Source organism: Lentisalinibacter sediminis (assembly GCF_040706615.1).
Classification (GTDB): domain Bacteria; phylum Pseudomonadota; class Gammaproteobacteria; order Steroidobacterales; family Woeseiaceae; genus Lentisalinibacter; species Lentisalinibacter sediminis.
In genome coordinates this window covers 439,959-458,014 of sequence record NZ_JAPDRF010000001.1, presented here as the reverse complement: position 1 = coordinate 458,014, position 18,056 = coordinate 439,959, and the positions used below count along the sequence as shown (strand labels likewise).

Here is an 18,056-nt window from a genome sequence, read left to right as displayed (position 1 = left end):
ACAGCAATATGACGAGGCTCCTACTGGCGGCGCTGGCCGGCATGCTGGTCCTGGCGGTGGCGCTGGGCGGCACGCTGCTGTGGGCGCGCGCCGAGCTGCATCGCCCGCTCGCGCTGGAGGCGCCCGCGGTCGTGGAGATCCCGCCCGGGACGCCGCTCGCGAGAGTGACGGCCGATCTGGAGTCGAGGGGCATGCTGCGCCATCCGGCCGTCCTCTCCTGGTACGGCCGCCTGTCCGGCGAGGCGGGGCGGATCAAGGCAGGCGAGTACGTGCTGCAGCCGGGCGTGAGCGCGGCGGAGGCGCTGGCCAAGTTCGTGGCCGGCGACGTGCGCCTCTACAGCTTCACCATCGTGGAGGGCTGGACCACCGCCGAGGCGGTTCGCGCGCTGCAGGCGCACCCGGCGATCGTCGCGACCCTCGGGCCCTACGAGCCGGCCGCATTGCTGGAAGCCGTCGAAGCCGCGGAGGAGCACCCGGAAGGACTGCTGTTTCCGGAAACCTACCATTTCCCGCGGGGCAGCGAGGACGTGACCATCCTGCGCCGGGCCTACGCACTGATGCAGAAACAGCTGCTTGCGGCATGGCAGTCACGGCGCGAGGACATCCCGCTCGGCTCACCCTACGAGGCACTGATCCTCGCGTCGATCATCGAGAAGGAGACCGCCCGGGAGGACGAGCGCCGCCGCATAGCGGGTGTCTTCACGCGGCGTCTCGAGCGGGGCATGCGCCTGCAGACCGACCCCACCGTGATCTACGGCCTGGGCGAGGACTGGGACGGCAACATCCGCCGCCGGGACCTGCGCACCGATACGCCCTACAACACCTATACCCGTGCGGGTCTGCCGCCGACGCCGATCGCGCTGCCGGGCCGTGCGTCCCTGGACGCGGCGGTGGATCCGGCGCCGGGCGAGGCGCTGTTCTTCGTCGCCACCGGCGAGCCGGACGGCAGCCACGACTTCTCCGTCACGCGGGAAGAGCACGAGGCCGCCGTGGAGCGCTACCTCGAGCGACTGCGCGAGCGGAGGCGCTGAGCATGGCCAGAGGGCGCTTCATCACGGTGGAAGGCATCGAGGGGGTCGGCAAGAGCACCAACGTGGGGTTCATCTGCGAGCGTATCGGGGCCGCGGGCTACGGCGTCGTCAGCACCCGGGAGCCGGGCGGCACGCCGCTGGCCGAGGACATCCGCGACGTGGTGCTCGCCGAGCGGGAGGAGCCCGTGCCGGCGCCGGCGGAGCTGTTGCTGATGTTCGCGGCCCGGTCCGTGCACCTGGAGAACCTCATCGTGCCGAGCCTGGAGCGCGGCGACTGGGTGGTCTGCGACCGCTTTACGGATGCCACCCTGGCCTATCAGGGCTATGGACGCGGCCAGGATACCGGCCGGATACGCCAGATCGCGGACATCGTCCACCCGGGCCTGTGGCCGGATCTCACGCTGCTGCTGGACGCGCCGCTCCCGGTGAGCCGACAGCGCAGCCGGGAGAGGGGTACCACAGACCGCTTCGAGAACGAGCAGGGCGCCTTCTTCGAGCGGGTCCGCGCCGGGTATCTCGCGCTGGCGCAAGCCGAGCCGGAACGCTACGCCGTAGTGGACGCCAGCCGGCCGCTGCAGTCGGTGCAGAAGGAGATCGCCCGTCATGTCGATCGGCTCATGATTGATAAATTAGATTAGCAAAGTGACAGAAATTATTGATCAAAAAGAAATTACGTGGCTCGATGATACCTGCGAGAGCCTCGAGCGCAATCGCGTGGCCGGGCGTCTCGGCCATGCGTTGCTGCTGAGTGGCCCTGTCGGCACGGGCAAGCGGGCACTGGCCGACTGGCTCTGCGCGCGTTACCTCGCCGGCGGCAGCGGCAATGCGACGCGGCCGGTCTGGCCCGCCTCGGGACGGCAGCATCCGGATGCGATGCGGATCTCGCCGGAGGAGGGCAAGGCGCGGATCTCGGTGGACCAGGTGCGGTCCCTCGTGGCGAATATCGGCCTGAAGAGTCATGCCGGCGGCGGCAAGGCGGCACTGATCGAGCCGGCGAACGCCATGACGCTGAACGCGGCCAACAGCCTCTTGAAGACTCTGGAGGAACCGCCCGGGGATGCGCTCATCATCCTGGTGGCGGACACGCTCTCGGGCATGCCGGCCACCATCCTGAGCCGTTGCGCGACGCTGCGAGTCCCGCTGCCGCCGCCGGCTGCGGCCCTCGCCTGGTTGCAGGCACTGAGCGACGAGGCCGACTGGCCCGAAGCCCTGGCGCTGGCCGGCGGAGCGCCCCTGCGGGCGGTGGCCTACGTGCGCGACGGCAAGGCGGAATTGCCGGGGCGCTTCCGCGACGACCTCGGCGCCGTCGTGGCAGGCCGGCTGGGCTCGCTGGAGGCGGCGGCACGCTGGGCAAAGGCCGATGCCGTATTCGCGATGGACTGGCTGGAGCGGCTGATGAGAGACCTGATCCGGGGCCGGGTCGCAGGGCGTTCGCAGGCCCCGGCGGGGGTCATGCCGGAAAGCGTGCTGCAGCGCATGGACAGCCGAAATCTGTTCTGTTATCTAGATCGCCTGACCAGGCTGCGAAACCAGCCTCCCGGCTCGGCGAACGAGCAGCAGGTGGCGCTGGAATCGCTGCTGATCCCGTGGGCCGAAGGATTCCGCGGGGAGCAGGCGGGCCTGGAACGCTCACCGACCGGCGCATCCGCCGGCGGTGGCGCCGGATAATTGTCGAGGGATTTGATCATGTCCAAGCCGGGTCTACTGACGCTGACGATCAAGGACAAGAGTGCGTTGTATCTGGCGTACATGCCGTTCGTGCACAACGGCGGCCTGTTCATACCCACCAACAGCTCCTACCGGCTGGGCGACGAGGTGTTCATGCTGCTGAACCTGATGGGCGAGGACGAGAAGATTCCGGTGGCCGGCAAGGTCATCTGGATGACGCCCAAGGGAGCGCAGGGCAAGCGGACCGCCGGCATCGGCGTCCAGTTCTCCGAACAGGACCAGGGCAACACCCAGAAGAAGATCGAGAACTATCTGGCCGGCGCGCTCAGCGGGGACAAGCCCACCCACACCATGTGAGGCCGCGGCGGCTGCCGGTCAGGGATTGCGCGCGCTGTTGATGCCGCCCCGCAGGACGCAGGCGTTGAAGCCCCGCTCGCTCAGGATGTAGGCGCCGGCGGAGCTGCGCCGTCCGGTGTCGCAGCAGACGACGTAGCGCTTGTCCTTTTCCAGCGTGCCGAGCTTCAGCCGGATGAAGTAGAGCGGGATATTCACCGCGCCTTCCTGGTGGTAGTTGTCGAACTCGCTCGGCAAGCGCACGTCCAGCCACTGGCCCCCTTTCGCCACGATGTCCTGGGCTTCCGTATAATCCACCCACTCGAGCATGGGCTCGTTCAGCAGCGTGTTGAAGTCTTCCTTGCCGAGGCGCATCACCGAGCCGTCGGTCATCATCGTGACCGTCGCATTGCGCTTGGCGTCGGAGATCAGGGCCTCCTCGCCGAAAGTGTCGCCCACGGCCAGTTCGGCCAGCCGGATGCCTTCCTTGTTCAGCGGCGTCTCCCGAGTGACCGCGCACTTGCCGCGGGTGATCACGTAGAAATAGTCGCCCTCGGCGCCCTGCTTGATCACCTGGTCGCCGGCCTTGTAGTTGATCTGCTGCATGCGCATGAAGATCGCCTGGATATTGGCCGGCGGGATCTTGTGGAATGCCTTGGTCTGCAGCAGGGTGGTCATCCAGTCGTCCCCGCCTTCGGTCTGATCGTCGCGCAGCTCGCTCACCTCGTAGGAGCCGGTCTGGTCCCAGGTCAGCATCACGTCCAGCAGGTCGCTGTCGATGTTGAGATACTGGATCTTCGTGCGGGTGCGGGCGGTGTAGCGCCGGGGCAGGATGGGGGAGAGCGGATTACGAGCCTCCTCGGTACCGCCCTGGATGGTCTCCACCACCTGATTGCCGTCCACGAGTTCGACGCTGCCGCTGACGATGTAGAGAGTGCGTTTCTCGGAATCGCCCTCGCGGAACAGGTTCTGATTCGCGTCGAGTTCGTGGACCTGGGTCTTCTTCGCGAGCGCCGACAGGTTCTCGCGCTTGAGTCCGTCGAGCGGAGAGAAACCCTTCAGCAGGTTCGGATCTACCTGTCCTCGTTCCGTCATGTTATCGCCAGTTCATCCGTGGTGGGCCGCCGGCCGGCCCTGTGCGCGGGCGGCGGTAAGAGAAAACGTCGACTCCCGGGTGGCGCATTGTACATTCAATGGCTTGGCAAGATCAGGAACGCGTCCCAATTTCCGCTGACGTCGGCGTTCAGTCCTCGCCGGAGGAGAAGGCATCCCAGCCGTCCGCCGGCCGGAACCGCTGGCCGTACTCCATGGCGAACTTCTCCAGTCGGCTGCGGATCTCGGCGACGCCGCGGGAACGGGCGTAGTGCAGCGGGCCGCCACGGAAAGGGGCGAAACCGGTGCCGAAGATAACGCCGGCATCGAGGAGGTCCTCGTCCTCCACGACACCTTCCGCCAGGCAGGCGACGGCCTCGTTGACCATGGGCAGGATCAGCCGGTCCTGCAGGTCCGGCGGCTCGGGTCCTTCCGCGTCGGACTGCTTGACGGCCTTGCCGTCCTCCCAGCGGTAGAAGCCCTGACCGGATTTCCTGCCCAGATTGCCGGCGTCGACCATCTCCCTGAGTTTCTCGGGCAGCGGGTAGCCGTAGGCATCGGCCAGGATCGTCGAGACGTGCCAGGCGACGTCCAGCCCGACGCTGTCGGCAAGCTCCACCGGGCCCATGGGCATGCCGAAATCCACGGCTGCCTGGTCGATGATCTCCAGGGGGACGCCTTCCTCGTGCAGGCGCATTGCCTCGCCCATGTAAGGGGCCAGCACCCGGTTGACCACGAAGCCCGGCGAGCTCGCGCACTCCAGCGGATACTTGCCAATGGTCTTCACGAAGGCATGACCGGCGTCGATCGCAGCCGCTTCGGTATCCGCGCAGCGGATCACCTCCACGAGCGGCAGCTGTGCGACCGGATTGAAGAAGTGCAGGCCGATCAGCCGTGCCGGGGCCGAGAGCACCGTGCGCAGCTCCTCCAGGCGTATGGAGGAGGTATTGGTGGCGAGCACCGCGCCGTCCTTCATCTTCGGCTCCAGCTCCCGGTACAGGTCCTGCTTCGCCTCCTTGTCCTCGAAGATGGCCTCGATCACGATATCCGCCCCGGCCACGCCGTCACCGGCAACGTCCGCCCGGAGCCGGCCCTTCGCCGCCTCGCGTTCCGCGTCGTCACGGATGCGCTTGCCGAACAGCTTCTCCGCCCGCTCGAGTGCGGGCGTGATGTACTTCTCCTCCCGGTCCTGCAGCGTGACCTCCAGGCCGCGCAGCGCACACCAGGCGGCGATGTCGCCGCCCATGACGCCGGCACCGACGACGTGCAGCTGGCGGGCCCGGGGCGCATCGCTGCTGCCCTGGGCCTTCAGCCGGTTCTGCAGGAAGAACACGCGCACCAGATTGCGTGAGGTGTCCGTGCACATGAGCTCCGCGATGGAGCGTGCCTCGGCCACGTAACCGCCGTCCGGGCTGCCGCCGTGTTTCTGCCAGAGGTCGACGATAGCGTAGGGGGCGGGATAGTGGTCCTGGCGCGCGCGCTTGGCGACCCGCGCGCGCATCTGTTTGGCAACGAAGGGTCGCACCGGCGCCAGGTTCAGCAGCTTCTGGGTGAAACCGGCGCGGCTGCGGGGCGGGCGCGAGCCGATGATCTCCCGCGCCGCCGCTTTCCAGTTGTCCCGCGCGACCAGGCGGTCGACCAGTCCGGTCGCCTTCGCCTTTTTCGGCGTCAGCGATTTGCCGGTCAGCATGAGCTCCATCGCCGCGGTGACGCCGGCGATCTGCACCGCCCGGACGGTGCCGCCGAAACCGGGATGGATGCCGAGCTGCACCTCGGGCAGGCCGATGGTCTTGCGGTCGCTGTCCACGGCCAGGCGGTAGTCGCATGCCATGGCGAGTTCCAGACCGCCGCCGAGGGCGTAGCCGTCGATTACGGTGACGGTGGGGCAGCGAAGCGCCTCGAGCCGGTCGAGCACCTGCTGGCCCAGGCGCACCAGCTCGAAGGCCTGCTCGGTGGACTCGATGCGGGTGAACTCGTTGATGTCGGCACCCATGATGAAGCCGCTCGGCTTCACCGAATAGATGACCACGCCCTTGGGCGGGTCGTCCTCGATGCCGCCGATGATCGCGTCGAGTTCGCGCAGGACCGGCGCGGACAGCACGTTGGCACCGCCGTCGGCCTTGTCTGCCGCCAGCCAGAGGACGCCGCTCGAATCGGTCGACCTGCGCCAGTGCTCGAGTTCGCCGCGTGCGTTTTCGTCGCTCATTGCCTGCTCCTTGCCGTTTTCGGCTTCGTTCTTCCGAATTCCTCGTTTCAGGCCGCCTGCACCGAGAAGTCGCAGACCAGTGGCAGGTGGTCCGAATAACGGACCTGCGGGATCTCGAAATGCTCGATTTGGATACCCTCCTGGTAGAGGATGAAATCCAGCTCCTTGCGGGGCGCCCGGCTGGGGTAGGAGGGCGCGCCGGTGGCATTCGCGCTCTTCAGGCCGGTGGCCTGCATGAACAGATACATCTCGTTCTCGCCCCAGAAGGTATTGAAATCGCCGGCCACCATCACCGGCTTCTCGGTTTGCATCACCAGGTCGTGCAGATGGCGTAGCTGCAGGTGGCGATGCCGGTACTTCAGCGACAGGTGCACCAGGAAGACAGCGAAATCGTCGAGCTCCAGTTCGATGATCAGTCGTTTGATGCCCGTGTCGAAGTAGTGGAAGCGCTCGCCGTGGATACCGGGAGCGGCCAGGAACGCGTTGCCCTGTTTGCGGATGATCGGCAGCAGCTTGTTGACCGAGCTGGCCCCGTACTTGATCTCGTAAGAGGTATTGTGGCCGAGCGCCCGGGCGATCTCTTCCGCCTGGTTCACCCGCCGGCTGCGGATGGAGCCCGTATCCACTTCCACCAGGCCGACGATATCCGGGCTCACCGACTGGATGAACTCGATGATCCGGTCCAGGTTCGTCCGGTTGCCGAGCAGGTAGCCCGCACCCGGGACGGGCACGTGCATGGATGCACCGCCGCCGACTCCGTAGCGGATGTTGTAAAGCAGTAAGCGCATGCCTGTTCCCGGCGTTCGGAGGGGGCAGTCGGGCGGGCCGGGACGTCGCCGGCGCTGCCGACTCCCCGGACAGCCTGACTCTACCGGATGATAGCAGGTCGGGCGGGCCCGAGATGCAGTCCCGGCTGGGCCGGGCATGCTGGCCCCGCGGTCACCGGATTCGCTACACTACCCGTGTTCCGAGCCGGCCGCCGGAGGTCTTTCGTGTCCGAAGATAACCCGATACGGGTGTACGTCACCCACACCTTCAGCGAGAGCGACGATTACCTGCGCCTGTTCGAGTACATCGAGAGCAACCCCAATTTCTTCTATGTGAACACGAGCAAGCCGGAAGAGCTGCCCTCTGGCGGCAGCGAGGCCTTCAAGGCGGCGCTGCGCGAGCAGATCGAAGCCGCGGAGACCGTCGTCGTTCTGGGCAGCCTGTTCGAGAAGAAACGGGACTGGATCCAGTACCAGATCGACGCCGCCCAGGCGCTCGGCAGGCCGATCATCGCCATGAAGCCCTTCGGCGGCGTCCTGCCGATGCCGGCCGAGGTGTCCCAGGCGGCCCGCGAAGAGCCGGAATGGAACGAGCGTGAAATCGTGGACGCCCTCAAACGCGCGGCACGGAACGAGGATACCAACCGCTGGGAGGTCATCGACTTCCCCTGAGGTCCGCCCGGCGGCGGGCACTCGCAATGGAAGCAGTCGAACGGCCGGGGGACGGGTTCCCCGCGGCAGGATTTTGTCCGGAGGAGTGAACCGAGAATCATGACAATCAAGACCGATGCGCTGATCGTCGGGGCGGGCCCCTGCGGGCTGTTCCAGGTATTCGAGCTGGGGCTGCTGGGTCTGCATGCGGAGGTGGTGGAGACCATGCCCGTGGTCGGCGGACAGTGCGCCGAGCTCTACCCGGACAAGCCGATCTACGACATCCCGGCCATCCCGGTGTGCAGCGCGGCCGAGCTGGTGGAGCGGCTGATGGAGCAGATCAAGCCGTTCTCGCCCGGCTTCCACCTGGGCGAGGAGGTCACGGAAGTCTCCGGCGAGGGGCCATTCCACGTGAAGACCAGTGGCGGCAAGGAGTTCGAGACGAAGACCGTCATCATCGCGGGCGGCGTCGGCTCTTTCCAGCCCCGGGAGCTCCGCGTGGAGGGCGTCGACGAACTGATCGACAAGCACGTTTTCTACCGGGTGCGCGATCCCCGCCGTTTCACCGGCAAGCGGGTGGTCGTACTCGGCGCCGGTGACTCGGCGCTGGACTGGGTGCTGGAGCTGATCGACGCGGTCGAATCCATGACGCTGGTGCATCGCTCGGATCAGTTCCGGGCGGCACCCGCCTCGGTGGCGCGGATGCGCGAGCTGGTGGCGACCGGCAGGATGGACCTGATCGAATTCGGCAACGTGAGCGCCATCGAAGCCGACGGCGACACGCTGACGTCGGTGACCGTGTCGGTGAAAGACCAGGAGGACCGCCGCGTCGAGCTGGACGACCTGCTGGTGTTCTTCGGGCTGGCGCCGAAACTCGGGCCCATCGCGGAGTGGGGCCTGGACATCAACCGCAAGACCATCAACGTGGACACGGAGAAGTTCGAGACGAACATCCCGGGCATCTACGCCATCGGCGACATCAACCACTACCCGGGCAAGAAGAAGCTGATCCTGAGCGGTTTCCACGAAGCTGCGCTGGCGGCCTTCGCGGCCAAGTCGTTCATCGAGCCGGACAAGAAGGTGCACCTGCAGTACACGACGACCAGCCCGATCATGCACAAGCGCCTCGGCGTGGACGACTGAGGGGACGACGACGGGTATGGCAACGACGGCCGGCATGGCGAGACCCTCCCGCCGGCCCGTCGTGATCGCCCACCGGGGCGCCTCCGGCTACCTGCCCGAGCACACGCTGGAGGCCAAGGCGCTGGCCTACGGTCTCGGCGCCGATTACCTGGAGCAGGACCTCGTCGCCTCGAAGGACGACGCGCTCCTGGTCCTGCACGACATCCATCTGGACCGGGTCACCGACGTGGCCGAGCGCTTTCCCGACCGGGCCCGGGCGGACGGGCGCTGGTATGCCCGGGATCTGACCTTGGCCGAGATCCGCACGCTGCGGGTGACCGAGAGGCTGGACCGGGAGGGCAGGCAGGCAAACTATCCTTTGCGATTCCCCGCTCGCAGCGGCAACTTTCGTATCAACACGCTGGCCGAGGAGATCGCGCTGGTCCGCGGCCTGAACGCTTCGACCGGTCGGCGGGTCGGCATCTACCCGGAGATCAAGCGCCCGGCCTGGCACCGGGCCGAGGGGGTGGACCTGTCCGCACTCCTGCTCGCCGCCCTGGCAGAGGCCGGCGTCACGTCCCGCTCTGACGCCGTCTACATCCAGTGTTTCGACGCCGACGAGCTGCGCCGCCTGCGCGATGAGTTCGTGACCGACTTCCGGCTCGTCCAGCTCATTGGCGAGAACGACTGGGGCGAGTCCGACACCGACTACGATGCGCTGAAGACCCCGGAGGGGCTGACCGCACTCGCCGCGACTGCCGATGCGATCGGTCCGTGGGTCGGCCAGCTCTACACACTGGACGGCCGCGGGCGCCCACGGCCGGGACGCCTGGCGGCCGACGCCCACGCGGCGGGGCTCGCGGTGCATCCGTATACCTTCCGTGCCGACGATCTGGCCGCCGGTTTCCGCGACCTCGAGGAAATGCTGCGCTGGTTCGTGGCCGAGCCGGGCGTCGACGGCGTGTTCACCGATTTCCCCGACCGTGCCGCCGCCGTCTTCGACGAGCTGGGTCTGGTGCGCCGGGTGCCGCGTCCCTGAGGGAACGGCGGCAGAATTCCACGAGAATTACTCGAAGCGCCAGGCGACGCCGAGCGAGGGCACCAGCGGCAGCCAGTAATCCGTCTCCTCGACCAGTACGCGTCCGCCGTCCTCGCCGGTGACCGGCGTGTAGTCCAGACAGCAGGGGTTGCGGCCATTGTACAGATTGGTGACCTCCAGGTAGGCCTGCAAGGTGCCCCGGGCGAGACGGAACTCCCGCCCCAGTCGCAGATCGAGGCGGTGGAAGTCCTCGTAACGGCGGCGGTTGCGAGCCTCCGCGATCACTTCGGGTTCTGCCTCACCCTCAACCAGCAGCAGGCGGGTCTTCGGCCAGCCCGTGTGCACGCTCGCCGCCAGGCTGAAATTCCAGGGGCCGGCCGACCAGTCCAGGCCGAATTTCACGGCGTGGGTCTGGTCCCAGCTGCGCGCCACCTTGCCGTCGTCGAACCGGTCGAGTACCTCGGACCAGGCGTAACTGGCCCACCATGACAGGCCTTCGTCGCCGGGCCGGCGGGTCAGCAGCAGCTCCGCGCCCCGGGCCGTGGCCGACTCCGGGTCCAGGCGAATGCGGTCGGGCTGCAGCTCCGGCAGCAGGGTCAGCGGATCGGTCAGGTTCTCGAACCGGGCCGCCAGGCTGCGCATTTTCTTGCGGTAGAGCTCCGCCCGCAGGCGGTAGGCACCGACATCCTGGATGGCGCTCAGGATCACGTGCTCCGAGCGCTGCGCTTCCTCGAAGTCCGGTTGGCCGTCCGCCACCTTGAGTTCGTTCAGCTCCTGGGCCTGGTAGAACCGCCCCCAGCTCAGCCGCAGCTCCGTTCCCGGACGGGGCCGCGCGAGCAGGGACACGCGCGGACTGATCTGTTCGTCGTCCGCGGCGGTGGTGTAGGTCTGCTGGTCCCAGCGCAGACCGCCCTCCGCGGTCAGCCAGTCGTTGATCTGCCAGCGACGCGCGAGGTACATCGCGAACTGGGCGCCGCCGGGTGACAGCGAATAATCGCGCACCTCGCTGCCCGCATCCGTAACGCCGGCGAGGCCGGCGAACAACGGGTCGACCAGGCGCTCGCTCGCATACTCATAATCGCCCTCCACGTGCTTCAGGTCGAAACCGGCGCGCCAGAGGGACGCCTCGCTGCGCTGCCAGGTCCAGTCCTGCTTCAGCCCGAAGATACGGAAGTCGCGTTCGTCGCGGATGACCCGACCGCTCACCACGCCGGGGCGCTCGACGAAGCCGGCGCGGGCGTTCTCGATCAGGCTGGCGGATAGCACCGTGGAGGCACTGAGCCGCGCCGTCGCGAGCCACCCCAGCTTCAACCAGAGATAGCGGTTGTCGTAGCGGGCGTCCGCCGCCGTCGTATCCCCCGAATCGCTGACACCGATCTTGTCGCGTGACACCAGCGCATTGCCGCCGAGTCGCAGGCGCGGGCCGATGTCCCGCTCGGCGTGCAGCAGCAGGTCGAGGTAGCGGGGGGTGCCGAGATCCGGATTGACGGCCTGCAGCATGAGATCCAGGTTGCCGCGGCGAACAGCGGCCAGCCACTCGCCGTCGCCCGCCTCGAAGGTGCCGAGGGAGGTCACTCCCGCATGCAGGAAATCGACCCTCACCTCGGTGCTGCGGGGCGCCACCGGCCGGCGTATATCGATGTCCATAACCGCGCTCATGCGGTCGCCGTAACGGGCCGGGAAGCCGCCCGAGTAATAGTCGATGCCGCCCACCGCCTGCATGTCGAGCATGCTCACGACGTTCTGGAAGTCCTTCAGGTGGAACGGCTCGTACAGGCGCAGCCCGTCGAACAACACCAGCGTCTCGGTCTCCTCGCCGCCGCGCACGTGGGCGCGGGCGGAGACGCCGCCGCCGGCGACCCCCGGCAGGCGTTCCCCGGCCCGCAGCGGGTCGTCGGCCAGATTCGGGAGATCGAGCAGCCGTTCCCGGTCGAGGAACGTGTGTGATCCGGGACTCTCGTAGACCAGCCGGTGCAGACTCGAGGTCACCACCAGGTCGGGCAGGGCCCGTGGGGCGCGCGGTATCCGGATATCGGCCACCAGCACCTGTCCCTCGCGGAGTTCCAGCGCGCGCTCCGCCGACAGGTAGCCCTCGAGACGGACCCGCAGCGTATGGCTGCCGGGCGCGACGTCCCGGATCAGGAATTCCCCCGCCCGGCCGGTTCGTCCCCGGCCCGCGCCGTCCACATAGATCTCTGCACCGCCGAGCCGCCCGCCGTCCGCGGCACGGACGACGCCGGTGACGGCTGCGTCTGTCTGCGTGGCCCTGCCGCGGGCACTCACTACCAGCAGACGGTCGTCCGGCCCGCTCACCAGCGCCAGACCGGAGGCGGCGAGCACCTGGCGCAGGGCATATTCCCGGTCGCTGGCGGTAGGCTCCCTCGCCACGCGCAGCCCGGGCGGGACGACGTCACTGGAATAGATGACCGGCAGATTCAGAGAGTCGATGTAGTCGGCCAGCGGACGGCCCAGCCAAGGTTCCCCGGCCGCGTGGAGCAGCAGCGGCAGGCAGAGGAGGAGGGCGGCCATCAGGCCCGGACGAAGGCGATCCATGCGGGAATTCTAGTGGCTCCCCGCAGATTCCGCATGACCGCGGTGCGCCCTGACGGGCAATGGTGATGGGCAATGGCTATGGACGATAGACCTCCAGTCGGCCGCCCTCCACGCGATAGGCGAGGGTCGTGGTGGCCATCACAGCCTCCAGCGCCTCGCCGGGGGTCATACCCTCCACGCTCCCGGACAGATCCACCGCCGCCGCGGCGGCGCCGGTAGCGCCCGAAAAGTGCAGCTCGAGCCCGAGTTCGCGCGCCGCCCAGGTCAGGAACTCGCCGAGCCTGCGGCCGCCTGCCGTCTCGAAAGCGGGCGCCACCGACTGCGCCCAGGCCCAGGACGGATCATCGGGAGAGACCTCGCTGGTCTCGATGGCGCCGGCGGCGGTCACCCGGGCGGCCCGGCCGGCGGGAGCAATGTGATGACCCGGTGCCGCGGCTGCAGGATCGGCGCCTGCGGCCCCCGCGGGCGCGATGGCGACTTTGCCTTCGCGCACGCGGATCAATGCCGCCTCGGCCGCCAGGCGCACCTCGAACTGGGTCCCCAGATCGGTCGCCGTCGCATAAGGCGTCACGATCGTCACGCCGTCGCCCGCGGGACCGGCCGCGGCGGTGTCCACATACACCGCACCCGCCACGAGCCGCATCCGCGCATCCGCGGCGAGAATCAGCTGCGTGTCGTGATCCACTCTCACCGAGGTGCCGTCCGCCAGCCGGAGGGCGGCACGACCGGCACCATCGGTGGAGAGGAGGGCCCCGGCCGTCAGCTCCGCGCCGGGACGCAGCCTCGCGCCGTCCGCTCCACTGAGCTCGCCCTGCACGAGAGCCACCGTCGCCACCGGCGTGGCCGGGGCGACCGTCTCCGCCGGGAAGCGCGCGATGAGGATGCCGGCCAGGGCGACGCCGGCGGCGACCGCGAGGGACAGCTGCCACCGCCGGCGCGCTTGCCTCGCCTGCCGCTCCCGGGTCGCATCCCGCCACGCTTCGTGAACCGTGCCATGCACTCTGTCCCGTGCCCCGGGCGGAATGGGCCGCCGCGGCCTGCCGTGCGCGATCAGGCGGGCCGTGGCCTGGTCGGCCGGTCGTGCCTTCCCGTCTCTGTCGGACCGATTTTCTTCGCTCATCGCTCTATTCTCAGTTGTCCGCGAACAGCCGCGGTGCAAATCCCCAGCGGCGCTCGAAACCGTCCCGGAAAGCCTTGCGGGCCCGGGTGAGGACCGACTCCGCGGCCTTCTCGCTCAGCCCCAGTTCGCCGGCGATCTGAGCGACGCTATGGCCCTGCATGTACTTCCACTCGAGCACCCTCGCGTAGTTGCCGGGCAATTCTCCGAGCGTGGCCTGAACATAGCGGGCGATCTCGTCGCGGTGGCGCTCGGTAAGCGGATCGTCGTCACCCTCGCTGACCCGTTCCAGCGCCGCGTGGATCTCGGTGTTGTCCTCCACCGGCTGCGCGAAGGAATCCTCGCGCCCGGACTTGCGGAAGTACGCCGACAGCTCGTTCCGGCAGATGCTGCACAGCCAGGTAAACAGCGGGGCGTCACCCCGGTAACTGTCCATCCTGTACATCACGTTGCAGAGCGTCCTTTGCACCACTTCCTCCGCCACGGCCTCGTCACCATCGGTCCGGCTCAGCACGAATCGGAACAGACGCGGGAAATACTCCGAAAAAAATTTCTCGAACGCCGCTTCGTCTCCGCGGCCCACCCGTATGGCCAGGGCTTTGTCGATACTGATCTGCGTCGTCATTCCTGGCCTCGAGGGCTCGTGACGTTAGAGGCGCCGAGGCGCCGAAATCCTTCGCGCGCGCCGGAAACTGCAGAGGATCGGCCGGGGAACAGTCCGGTACCTTTTCTCGATAACACTCAAGGTAAGTATTGTAAGATATTGATAAAGATTGAGTCGAACAGGGTCGTGATCTCTACAGATAGACCTGCACCGCTGTTCCGGCCCGGACCCGTTAATCCGGCATTACAGCCAGCCCTTGCGGCGGAATATCGTGAGCAGCGTGACCACCACGGTGCCCATCGTTCCCAGCGCTGCGAAGTAGCCGTAGCGCCAGTCGAGCTCGGGCATGTAATCGAAGTTCATGCCGTAGATGCCCGCGAGTATGCCGAGCGGCAGGAAGATCACGGTGACGATGGTCAGCACCTTCATGATCTGGTTCAGGCGGTGGCTCGTCAGCGAGATGTGGCCGTTCATGAGATCTACGGCCAGCTCCTGGTAGAGCTGCGAGAGGCTTGCCAGGCGCTCCATCTGCTCGAAGGCATCGCGGAACTCGTGCTCGCCGCGTTCGCCGATGTAGCGCGAATCACCCTGCATCAGTTCCGCCATCAGCGTCTGCTGGTAGGCGAATACGCGGCGCAGCTTGCGCAGATTGGCGACGTAGCCCAGCAGCTCCGCCAGCAGTTCGTCCCGGGGCTGGCGGAACATCTCGCCTTCCAGCGTCTCGAGACGTCCCTCCAGCGCAAGCACGATGGGCGCGTAGCGGTCTGCGATGGTGCGACAGATACGGTAGAGGACGTGGGCCGGACCCCGGTCCGTCGAGAGCGTACCGGCTTCCGCCTCGGACCAGATGCGTTCGATGCTCGGCGAGATTTCGTCGCGTCGCGAGATGAGGAAGTTCTCGCCGAGGAAGAAGCCGATCTGTATCGTCTCGAACTCGATGTCCTCCGATTCCGCACTCAGCCCCTTCAGCAGCAGGACGAGATGGTCATCGAAGACTTCCAGCTTCGGTGGATGGCGGTCGCGCTGGACATCGGCCACGGCGAGGGGATCGAGGTTGAACCTGTCGATCAGGATGTGATTCTCGTAGTCCCGTTCCTCGGCATCGAGGTCTATCCAGAGCCACTCCCGACTGCCCGGCTCCCAGCGACGGATGAGTTCGTCGCCGCCGAACTGCGTCGTGTTCGTTGCCGGATCGTAGGTCAGTACGCGCATGGACTGTCTCCCGGGCGCCGTCGCAGAGGCACGCGGCATCGTTGCCTTGGAAAGGGGGCCATTCTAACCTGACGGCCGCCGGTCGCCCGGATGGGTTGCAGGCGCGCAGCGAGACACGGCGACGAAGAAGGGGGACGACGAATGGCGGCAGCGACGAAGGTGGGGCTGATTACCGGCGCGAGCCGGGGCATCGGTCGTGAGACGGCGCGACGGCTGGCGGCAGCAGGCTACCGGGTAGCCGTGCATTGCGGCCGGCAGGAGGATGCCGCCAGGGCGGTGTCGGCGTCGCTCACGGGCTCGGGTCATGAGGTCTTCCGTGCCGACCTGGCGGACCCCGATGCTGCCGCCGGACTCGTCGAGCGAGTGGCGCAGCATTACGGGCGTATCGACCTGCTGGTGAACAACGCGGGAGTGTTTCTGCACCACGACCCCAACCAGGTCGACCTCGCAGCCTGGCGTGCGGCCTGGCGGGACACGCTGGCCGTGAACCTGGTGGCAGCCGCGGACCTCGCGTTCTGCTGCCTTCCTCACTTCCCGGAGAGCGGCGGCAAGATCATCAACGTCTCGTCGCGGGGCGCTTACCGGGGCGAGCCGGAATCCCCCGCCTACGGCGCCAGCAAGGCGGGCATGAACTCGCTTACCCAGTCGCTCGCGAAGGCGCTGGGCGGCCGCGGCATCATGGTCTACGGGGTGGCCCCGGGCTGGGTGGAGACCGACATGGCGGCGTCACATCTGCACGGGCCCGGCGGCGATGCCATCCGCGCCCAGAGCCCGCTCCACCGGGCCGCGCGGCCGGAGGAGGTGGCAAACACCATTGCCTTTCTGGCCGGCGAGGAGACGGACTTTCTGAGCGGGGCCATCATCGACGTGAACGGCGCCTCGTACTTCCGCTGAGGGCCGCCAGTCAGAGCGTGCGGTGCTGCTCCTCTCTAGCCGGGTTCTCGGCGTGCTGCTGACAGCGCAGGCATCGTGCTGCCGAGGGCAGGACGGCCAGACGATCGGGCTCGATCTCTCCGCCGCAGTCCACGCAGTAGCCCCAGGTGCCGCGCGCGATACGCAGCAGCGCGCCTTCCACTTCGCGCAACTCTTCCACGTCGCGGGTGATTTCGGCGAGATCCAGGTCCACCAGCAGATCCGCCACCGCCTTCTCGCCGCTGTCCGACACCCGGCCGGCGAGCTCCTCGTAATGCTCGGCATCGGCCTTCACCAGTTCGCGCTGGATGTCGCGGCGCAGCGCCTGCGAGCGCTCCTGCAAGGCACGCTCTGCGTCGTTTCTGCTTGTTGCCGGGGATTTGCTCATGACTGTCCTCCGTTCTCCGCTCGTCCGTAGCGCCGGCCAACCGCTGTCGGGCCCGGCGTGCCCCCGCCGCGTCATCCAGCCTGAGCCGCACGCCCGGGACTGTCAACAGCCGGGGTCAGAACTTCTCGGGCCGCAGTACGTAGACGTCCGAGAGATACAGGATCATGGCGTAATCCCGGTAATAGTTCTCGCGCAGGTGATCGGCGATGCGTGCCGCCACCGCCGGCTCGCAGACCACCTCCACGCGGATATTGCCGCTCGTGGTCCAGCCGGCATCGCGCACACCTCGGCTGCCGCTGCCGCGTGCCTCCACGATCGTGTAGCCGCCGGCGCCCAGACGTTTCAGATCGGCCGTCAGGCTGGCCTCGATGACGGCCTCGGTGACGATGGTCAGCAGTTTCTTCGTCTCGGGCTGCACGTCTCGATCCTCCTCAACCGTGGATCGCGTTGGCCATCAGATGGTACAGGGGTATGCCGAAGAATATATTGAACGGGAACGTGATGCCGAGGGACACGGTCAGCGACAACGTCGGATTGGCCTGGGGCACGGCGATACGCATGGCGGCCGGGGCGGCGATGTAGGAGCAGCTGCCGGCGAGCACGCCGAGCAGCATGCTGCCGCCCGGCGACAGACCGATGGCCCAGCCGAGGGCGGTGCCTGCGGCGGCGAGCGGTACTGGCACGATCAGGCCGAAGGCGACCAGGAACACCCCGTAGCGGCGCAGGCTCTGCGCCTGGCTCGCCGCGATGAGGCCCATCTCCAGCAGGAACAGCGCCAGTACCCCCTTGAACAGGTCGAAGAACAGCGGTTCCAGCGGCGTCATGGCCTCGGGTCCGGTGGCCCAGCCGATCAGCAGGCCGCCGAGCAGCAACACCATGCTCTTGCCGAGAAAGATCTCGTGGGCCAGTGCGCCCCAGCGCATGCCACTGCGGAGCCCGCGCGCCAGCAGGATGCCGACGATCAGGCCCGGCATCTCGAGCAGTACGACGAACAGGGGCATGTGGGCTTCGAAGCTGACGCCCTTGCTGCCCAGGTAGGCGACGGCCACGGCGTAGGTGGCCACGCTCACCGATCCGTAGTGTGCCGCGATGGAGGCAGCGTCGGGCCGTTTGAAACGACCGACGTAGAGCAGAACCGGGAAGAGCAGGAGGGGCAGGGTGATCCCCATGGCGATCACTGCGACCATCTGCGGCAGCACGCCCCCGAAAGGCTGCTGGGCCAGTTCCACCCCGCCCTTCAGGCCGATGGTGAGCAGCAGCAGCATGCTCAGCAACTCGTAGATGGCCGGAGGCAGCCGCAGATCCGAGCGCAGCAGGCCCGCGGTAAGGCCTAGCAGGAAGAACCAGATGACGGGATCCAT

At 67.5% G+C, this 18,056-nt stretch carries 18 protein-coding genes; 8 read left to right on the top strand and 10 right to left on the bottom strand.

The features are described 5' to 3' along the window. The first annotated feature begins 8 nt into the window (after positions 1-8). Genes mltG through ACJMKX_RS02210 form a run of 4 tightly spaced genes read left to right on the top strand, consistent with a single transcriptional unit; the run spans position 9 to position 3,056 of the window. Entirely contained in the window at positions 9-1,031 is a 1,023-nt protein-coding gene (mltG, locus tag ACJMKX_RS02225; protein WP_405220544.1) for an endolytic transglycosylase MltG, read from the top strand. A gap of 2 nt (positions 1,032-1,033) precedes the next feature. Further along, a complete protein-coding gene (gene tmk, locus ACJMKX_RS02220; protein WP_405220543.1) occupies positions 1,034-1,669 on the top strand; it encodes a dTMP kinase in 636 nt (211 codons plus the stop codon). A gap of 4 nt (positions 1,670-1,673) precedes the next feature. Beyond that, complete coding sequence (locus ACJMKX_RS02215; protein ID WP_405220541.1) at positions 1,674-2,699, top strand: hypothetical protein; 1,026 nt, start codon at positions 1,674-1,676, stop codon at positions 2,697-2,699. A gap of 18 nt (positions 2,700-2,717) precedes the next feature. Further along, on the top strand, positions 2,718-3,056 hold the full coding sequence (locus tag ACJMKX_RS02210) for a PilZ domain-containing protein (RefSeq protein WP_405220539.1): 339 nt from the start codon (positions 2,718-2,720) through the stop codon (positions 3,054-3,056). 18 nt (positions 3,057-3,074) lie between these two features. On the opposite strand, the gene ACJMKX_RS02205 is transcribed toward ACJMKX_RS02210, so the two are convergent. The 3 genes from ACJMKX_RS02205 to ACJMKX_RS02195 all read right to left on the bottom strand — a co-directional run bounded on the left by ACJMKX_RS02205 (position 3,075) and on the right by ACJMKX_RS02195 (position 7,118). Continuing rightward, positions 3,075-4,127, bottom strand: coding sequence for a cyclic nucleotide-binding domain-containing protein (locus ACJMKX_RS02205; RefSeq protein WP_405220537.1), 1,053 nt, complete (start codon positions 4,125-4,127; stop codon positions 3,075-3,077). 148 nt (positions 4,128-4,275) lie between these two features. Then, positions 4,276-6,330 carry a 3-hydroxyacyl-CoA dehydrogenase NAD-binding domain-containing protein gene (locus ACJMKX_RS02200; RefSeq protein WP_405220535.1) on the bottom strand — a complete coding sequence of 685 codons (2,055 nt, stop codon included), beginning with the start codon at positions 6,328-6,330 and terminating at the stop codon, positions 4,276-4,278. 47 nt (positions 6,331-6,377) lie between these two features. Continuing rightward, complete coding sequence (locus tag ACJMKX_RS02195) at positions 6,378-7,118, bottom strand: endonuclease/exonuclease/phosphatase family protein (protein WP_405220533.1); 741 nt, start codon at positions 7,116-7,118, stop codon at positions 6,378-6,380. Positions 7,119-7,322: 204 nt separating this feature from the next. Here ACJMKX_RS02195 and ACJMKX_RS02190 point away from each other — a divergent pair, with 204 nt between their 5' ends. From ACJMKX_RS02190 to glpQ, 3 genes are all read left to right on the top strand, one after another. Then, positions 7,323-7,769 (top strand): TIR domain-containing protein, encoded by a 447-nt coding sequence (locus ACJMKX_RS02190; protein ID WP_405220531.1) that lies wholly within the window; start codon positions 7,323-7,325, stop codon positions 7,767-7,769. Positions 7,770-7,868: 99 nt separating this feature from the next. Beyond that, positions 7,869-8,891, top strand: coding sequence for an NAD(P)/FAD-dependent oxidoreductase (locus ACJMKX_RS02185; protein ID WP_405220529.1), 1,023 nt, complete (start codon positions 7,869-7,871; stop codon positions 8,889-8,891). Positions 8,892-8,907: 16 nt separating this feature from the next. Further along, positions 8,908-9,909 carry a glycerophosphodiester phosphodiesterase gene (gene glpQ, locus ACJMKX_RS02180; RefSeq protein WP_405220528.1) on the top strand — a complete coding sequence of 334 codons (1,002 nt, stop codon included), beginning with the start codon at positions 8,908-8,910 and terminating at the stop codon, positions 9,907-9,909. Positions 9,910-9,936: 27 nt separating this feature from the next. On the opposite strand, the gene ACJMKX_RS02175 is transcribed toward glpQ, so the two are convergent. The 4 genes from ACJMKX_RS02175 to corA form a co-directional block, all read right to left on the bottom strand. Beyond that, complete coding sequence (locus ACJMKX_RS02175) at positions 9,937-12,462, bottom strand: TonB-dependent receptor (protein WP_405220526.1); 2,526 nt, start codon at positions 12,460-12,462, stop codon at positions 9,937-9,939. Positions 12,463-12,538: 76 nt separating this feature from the next. Next, the gene (locus ACJMKX_RS02170; RefSeq protein WP_405220524.1) at positions 12,539-13,582 is read right to left on the bottom strand and encodes a FecR domain-containing protein; all 1,044 of its coding nucleotides are present in this window, start codon (positions 13,580-13,582) and stop codon (positions 12,539-12,541) included. A gap of 10 nt (positions 13,583-13,592) precedes the next feature. Next, positions 13,593-14,204 (bottom strand): RNA polymerase sigma factor, encoded by a 612-nt coding sequence (locus ACJMKX_RS02165; protein WP_405220522.1) that lies wholly within the window; start codon positions 14,202-14,204, stop codon positions 13,593-13,595. 222 nt (positions 14,205-14,426) lie between these two features. Further along, positions 14,427-15,395, bottom strand: coding sequence for a magnesium/cobalt transporter CorA (corA, locus tag ACJMKX_RS02160; protein ID WP_405220520.1), 969 nt, complete (start codon positions 15,393-15,395; stop codon positions 14,427-14,429). 141 nt (positions 15,396-15,536) lie between these two features. Here corA and ACJMKX_RS02155 point away from each other — a divergent pair, with 141 nt between their 5' ends. Then, complete coding sequence (locus ACJMKX_RS02155) at positions 15,537-16,289, top strand: SDR family NAD(P)-dependent oxidoreductase (protein WP_405220518.1); 753 nt, start codon at positions 15,537-15,539, stop codon at positions 16,287-16,289. Between the two features lie 10 nt (positions 16,290-16,299). Here the strand turns inward: ACJMKX_RS02155 and ACJMKX_RS02150 are convergent, their stop codons facing one another. The 3 genes from ACJMKX_RS02150 to ACJMKX_RS02140 all read right to left on the bottom strand — a co-directional run bounded on the left by ACJMKX_RS02150 (position 16,300) and on the right by ACJMKX_RS02140 (position 18,056). Continuing rightward, positions 16,300-16,695 carry a TraR/DksA family transcriptional regulator gene (locus ACJMKX_RS02150; RefSeq protein WP_405220517.1) on the bottom strand — a complete coding sequence of 132 codons (396 nt, stop codon included), beginning with the start codon at positions 16,693-16,695 and terminating at the stop codon, positions 16,300-16,302. 115 nt (positions 16,696-16,810) lie between these two features. Then, positions 16,811-17,113, bottom strand: a complete 303-nt coding sequence (locus tag ACJMKX_RS02145) for a P-II family nitrogen regulator (protein WP_405220515.1) — start codon at positions 17,111-17,113, stop codon at positions 16,811-16,813. Positions 17,114-17,126: 13 nt separating this feature from the next. After that, positions 17,127-18,056 carry a sodium-dependent bicarbonate transport family permease gene (locus ACJMKX_RS02140; protein WP_405220514.1) on the bottom strand — a complete coding sequence of 310 codons (930 nt, stop codon included), beginning with the start codon at positions 18,054-18,056 and terminating at the stop codon, positions 17,127-17,129.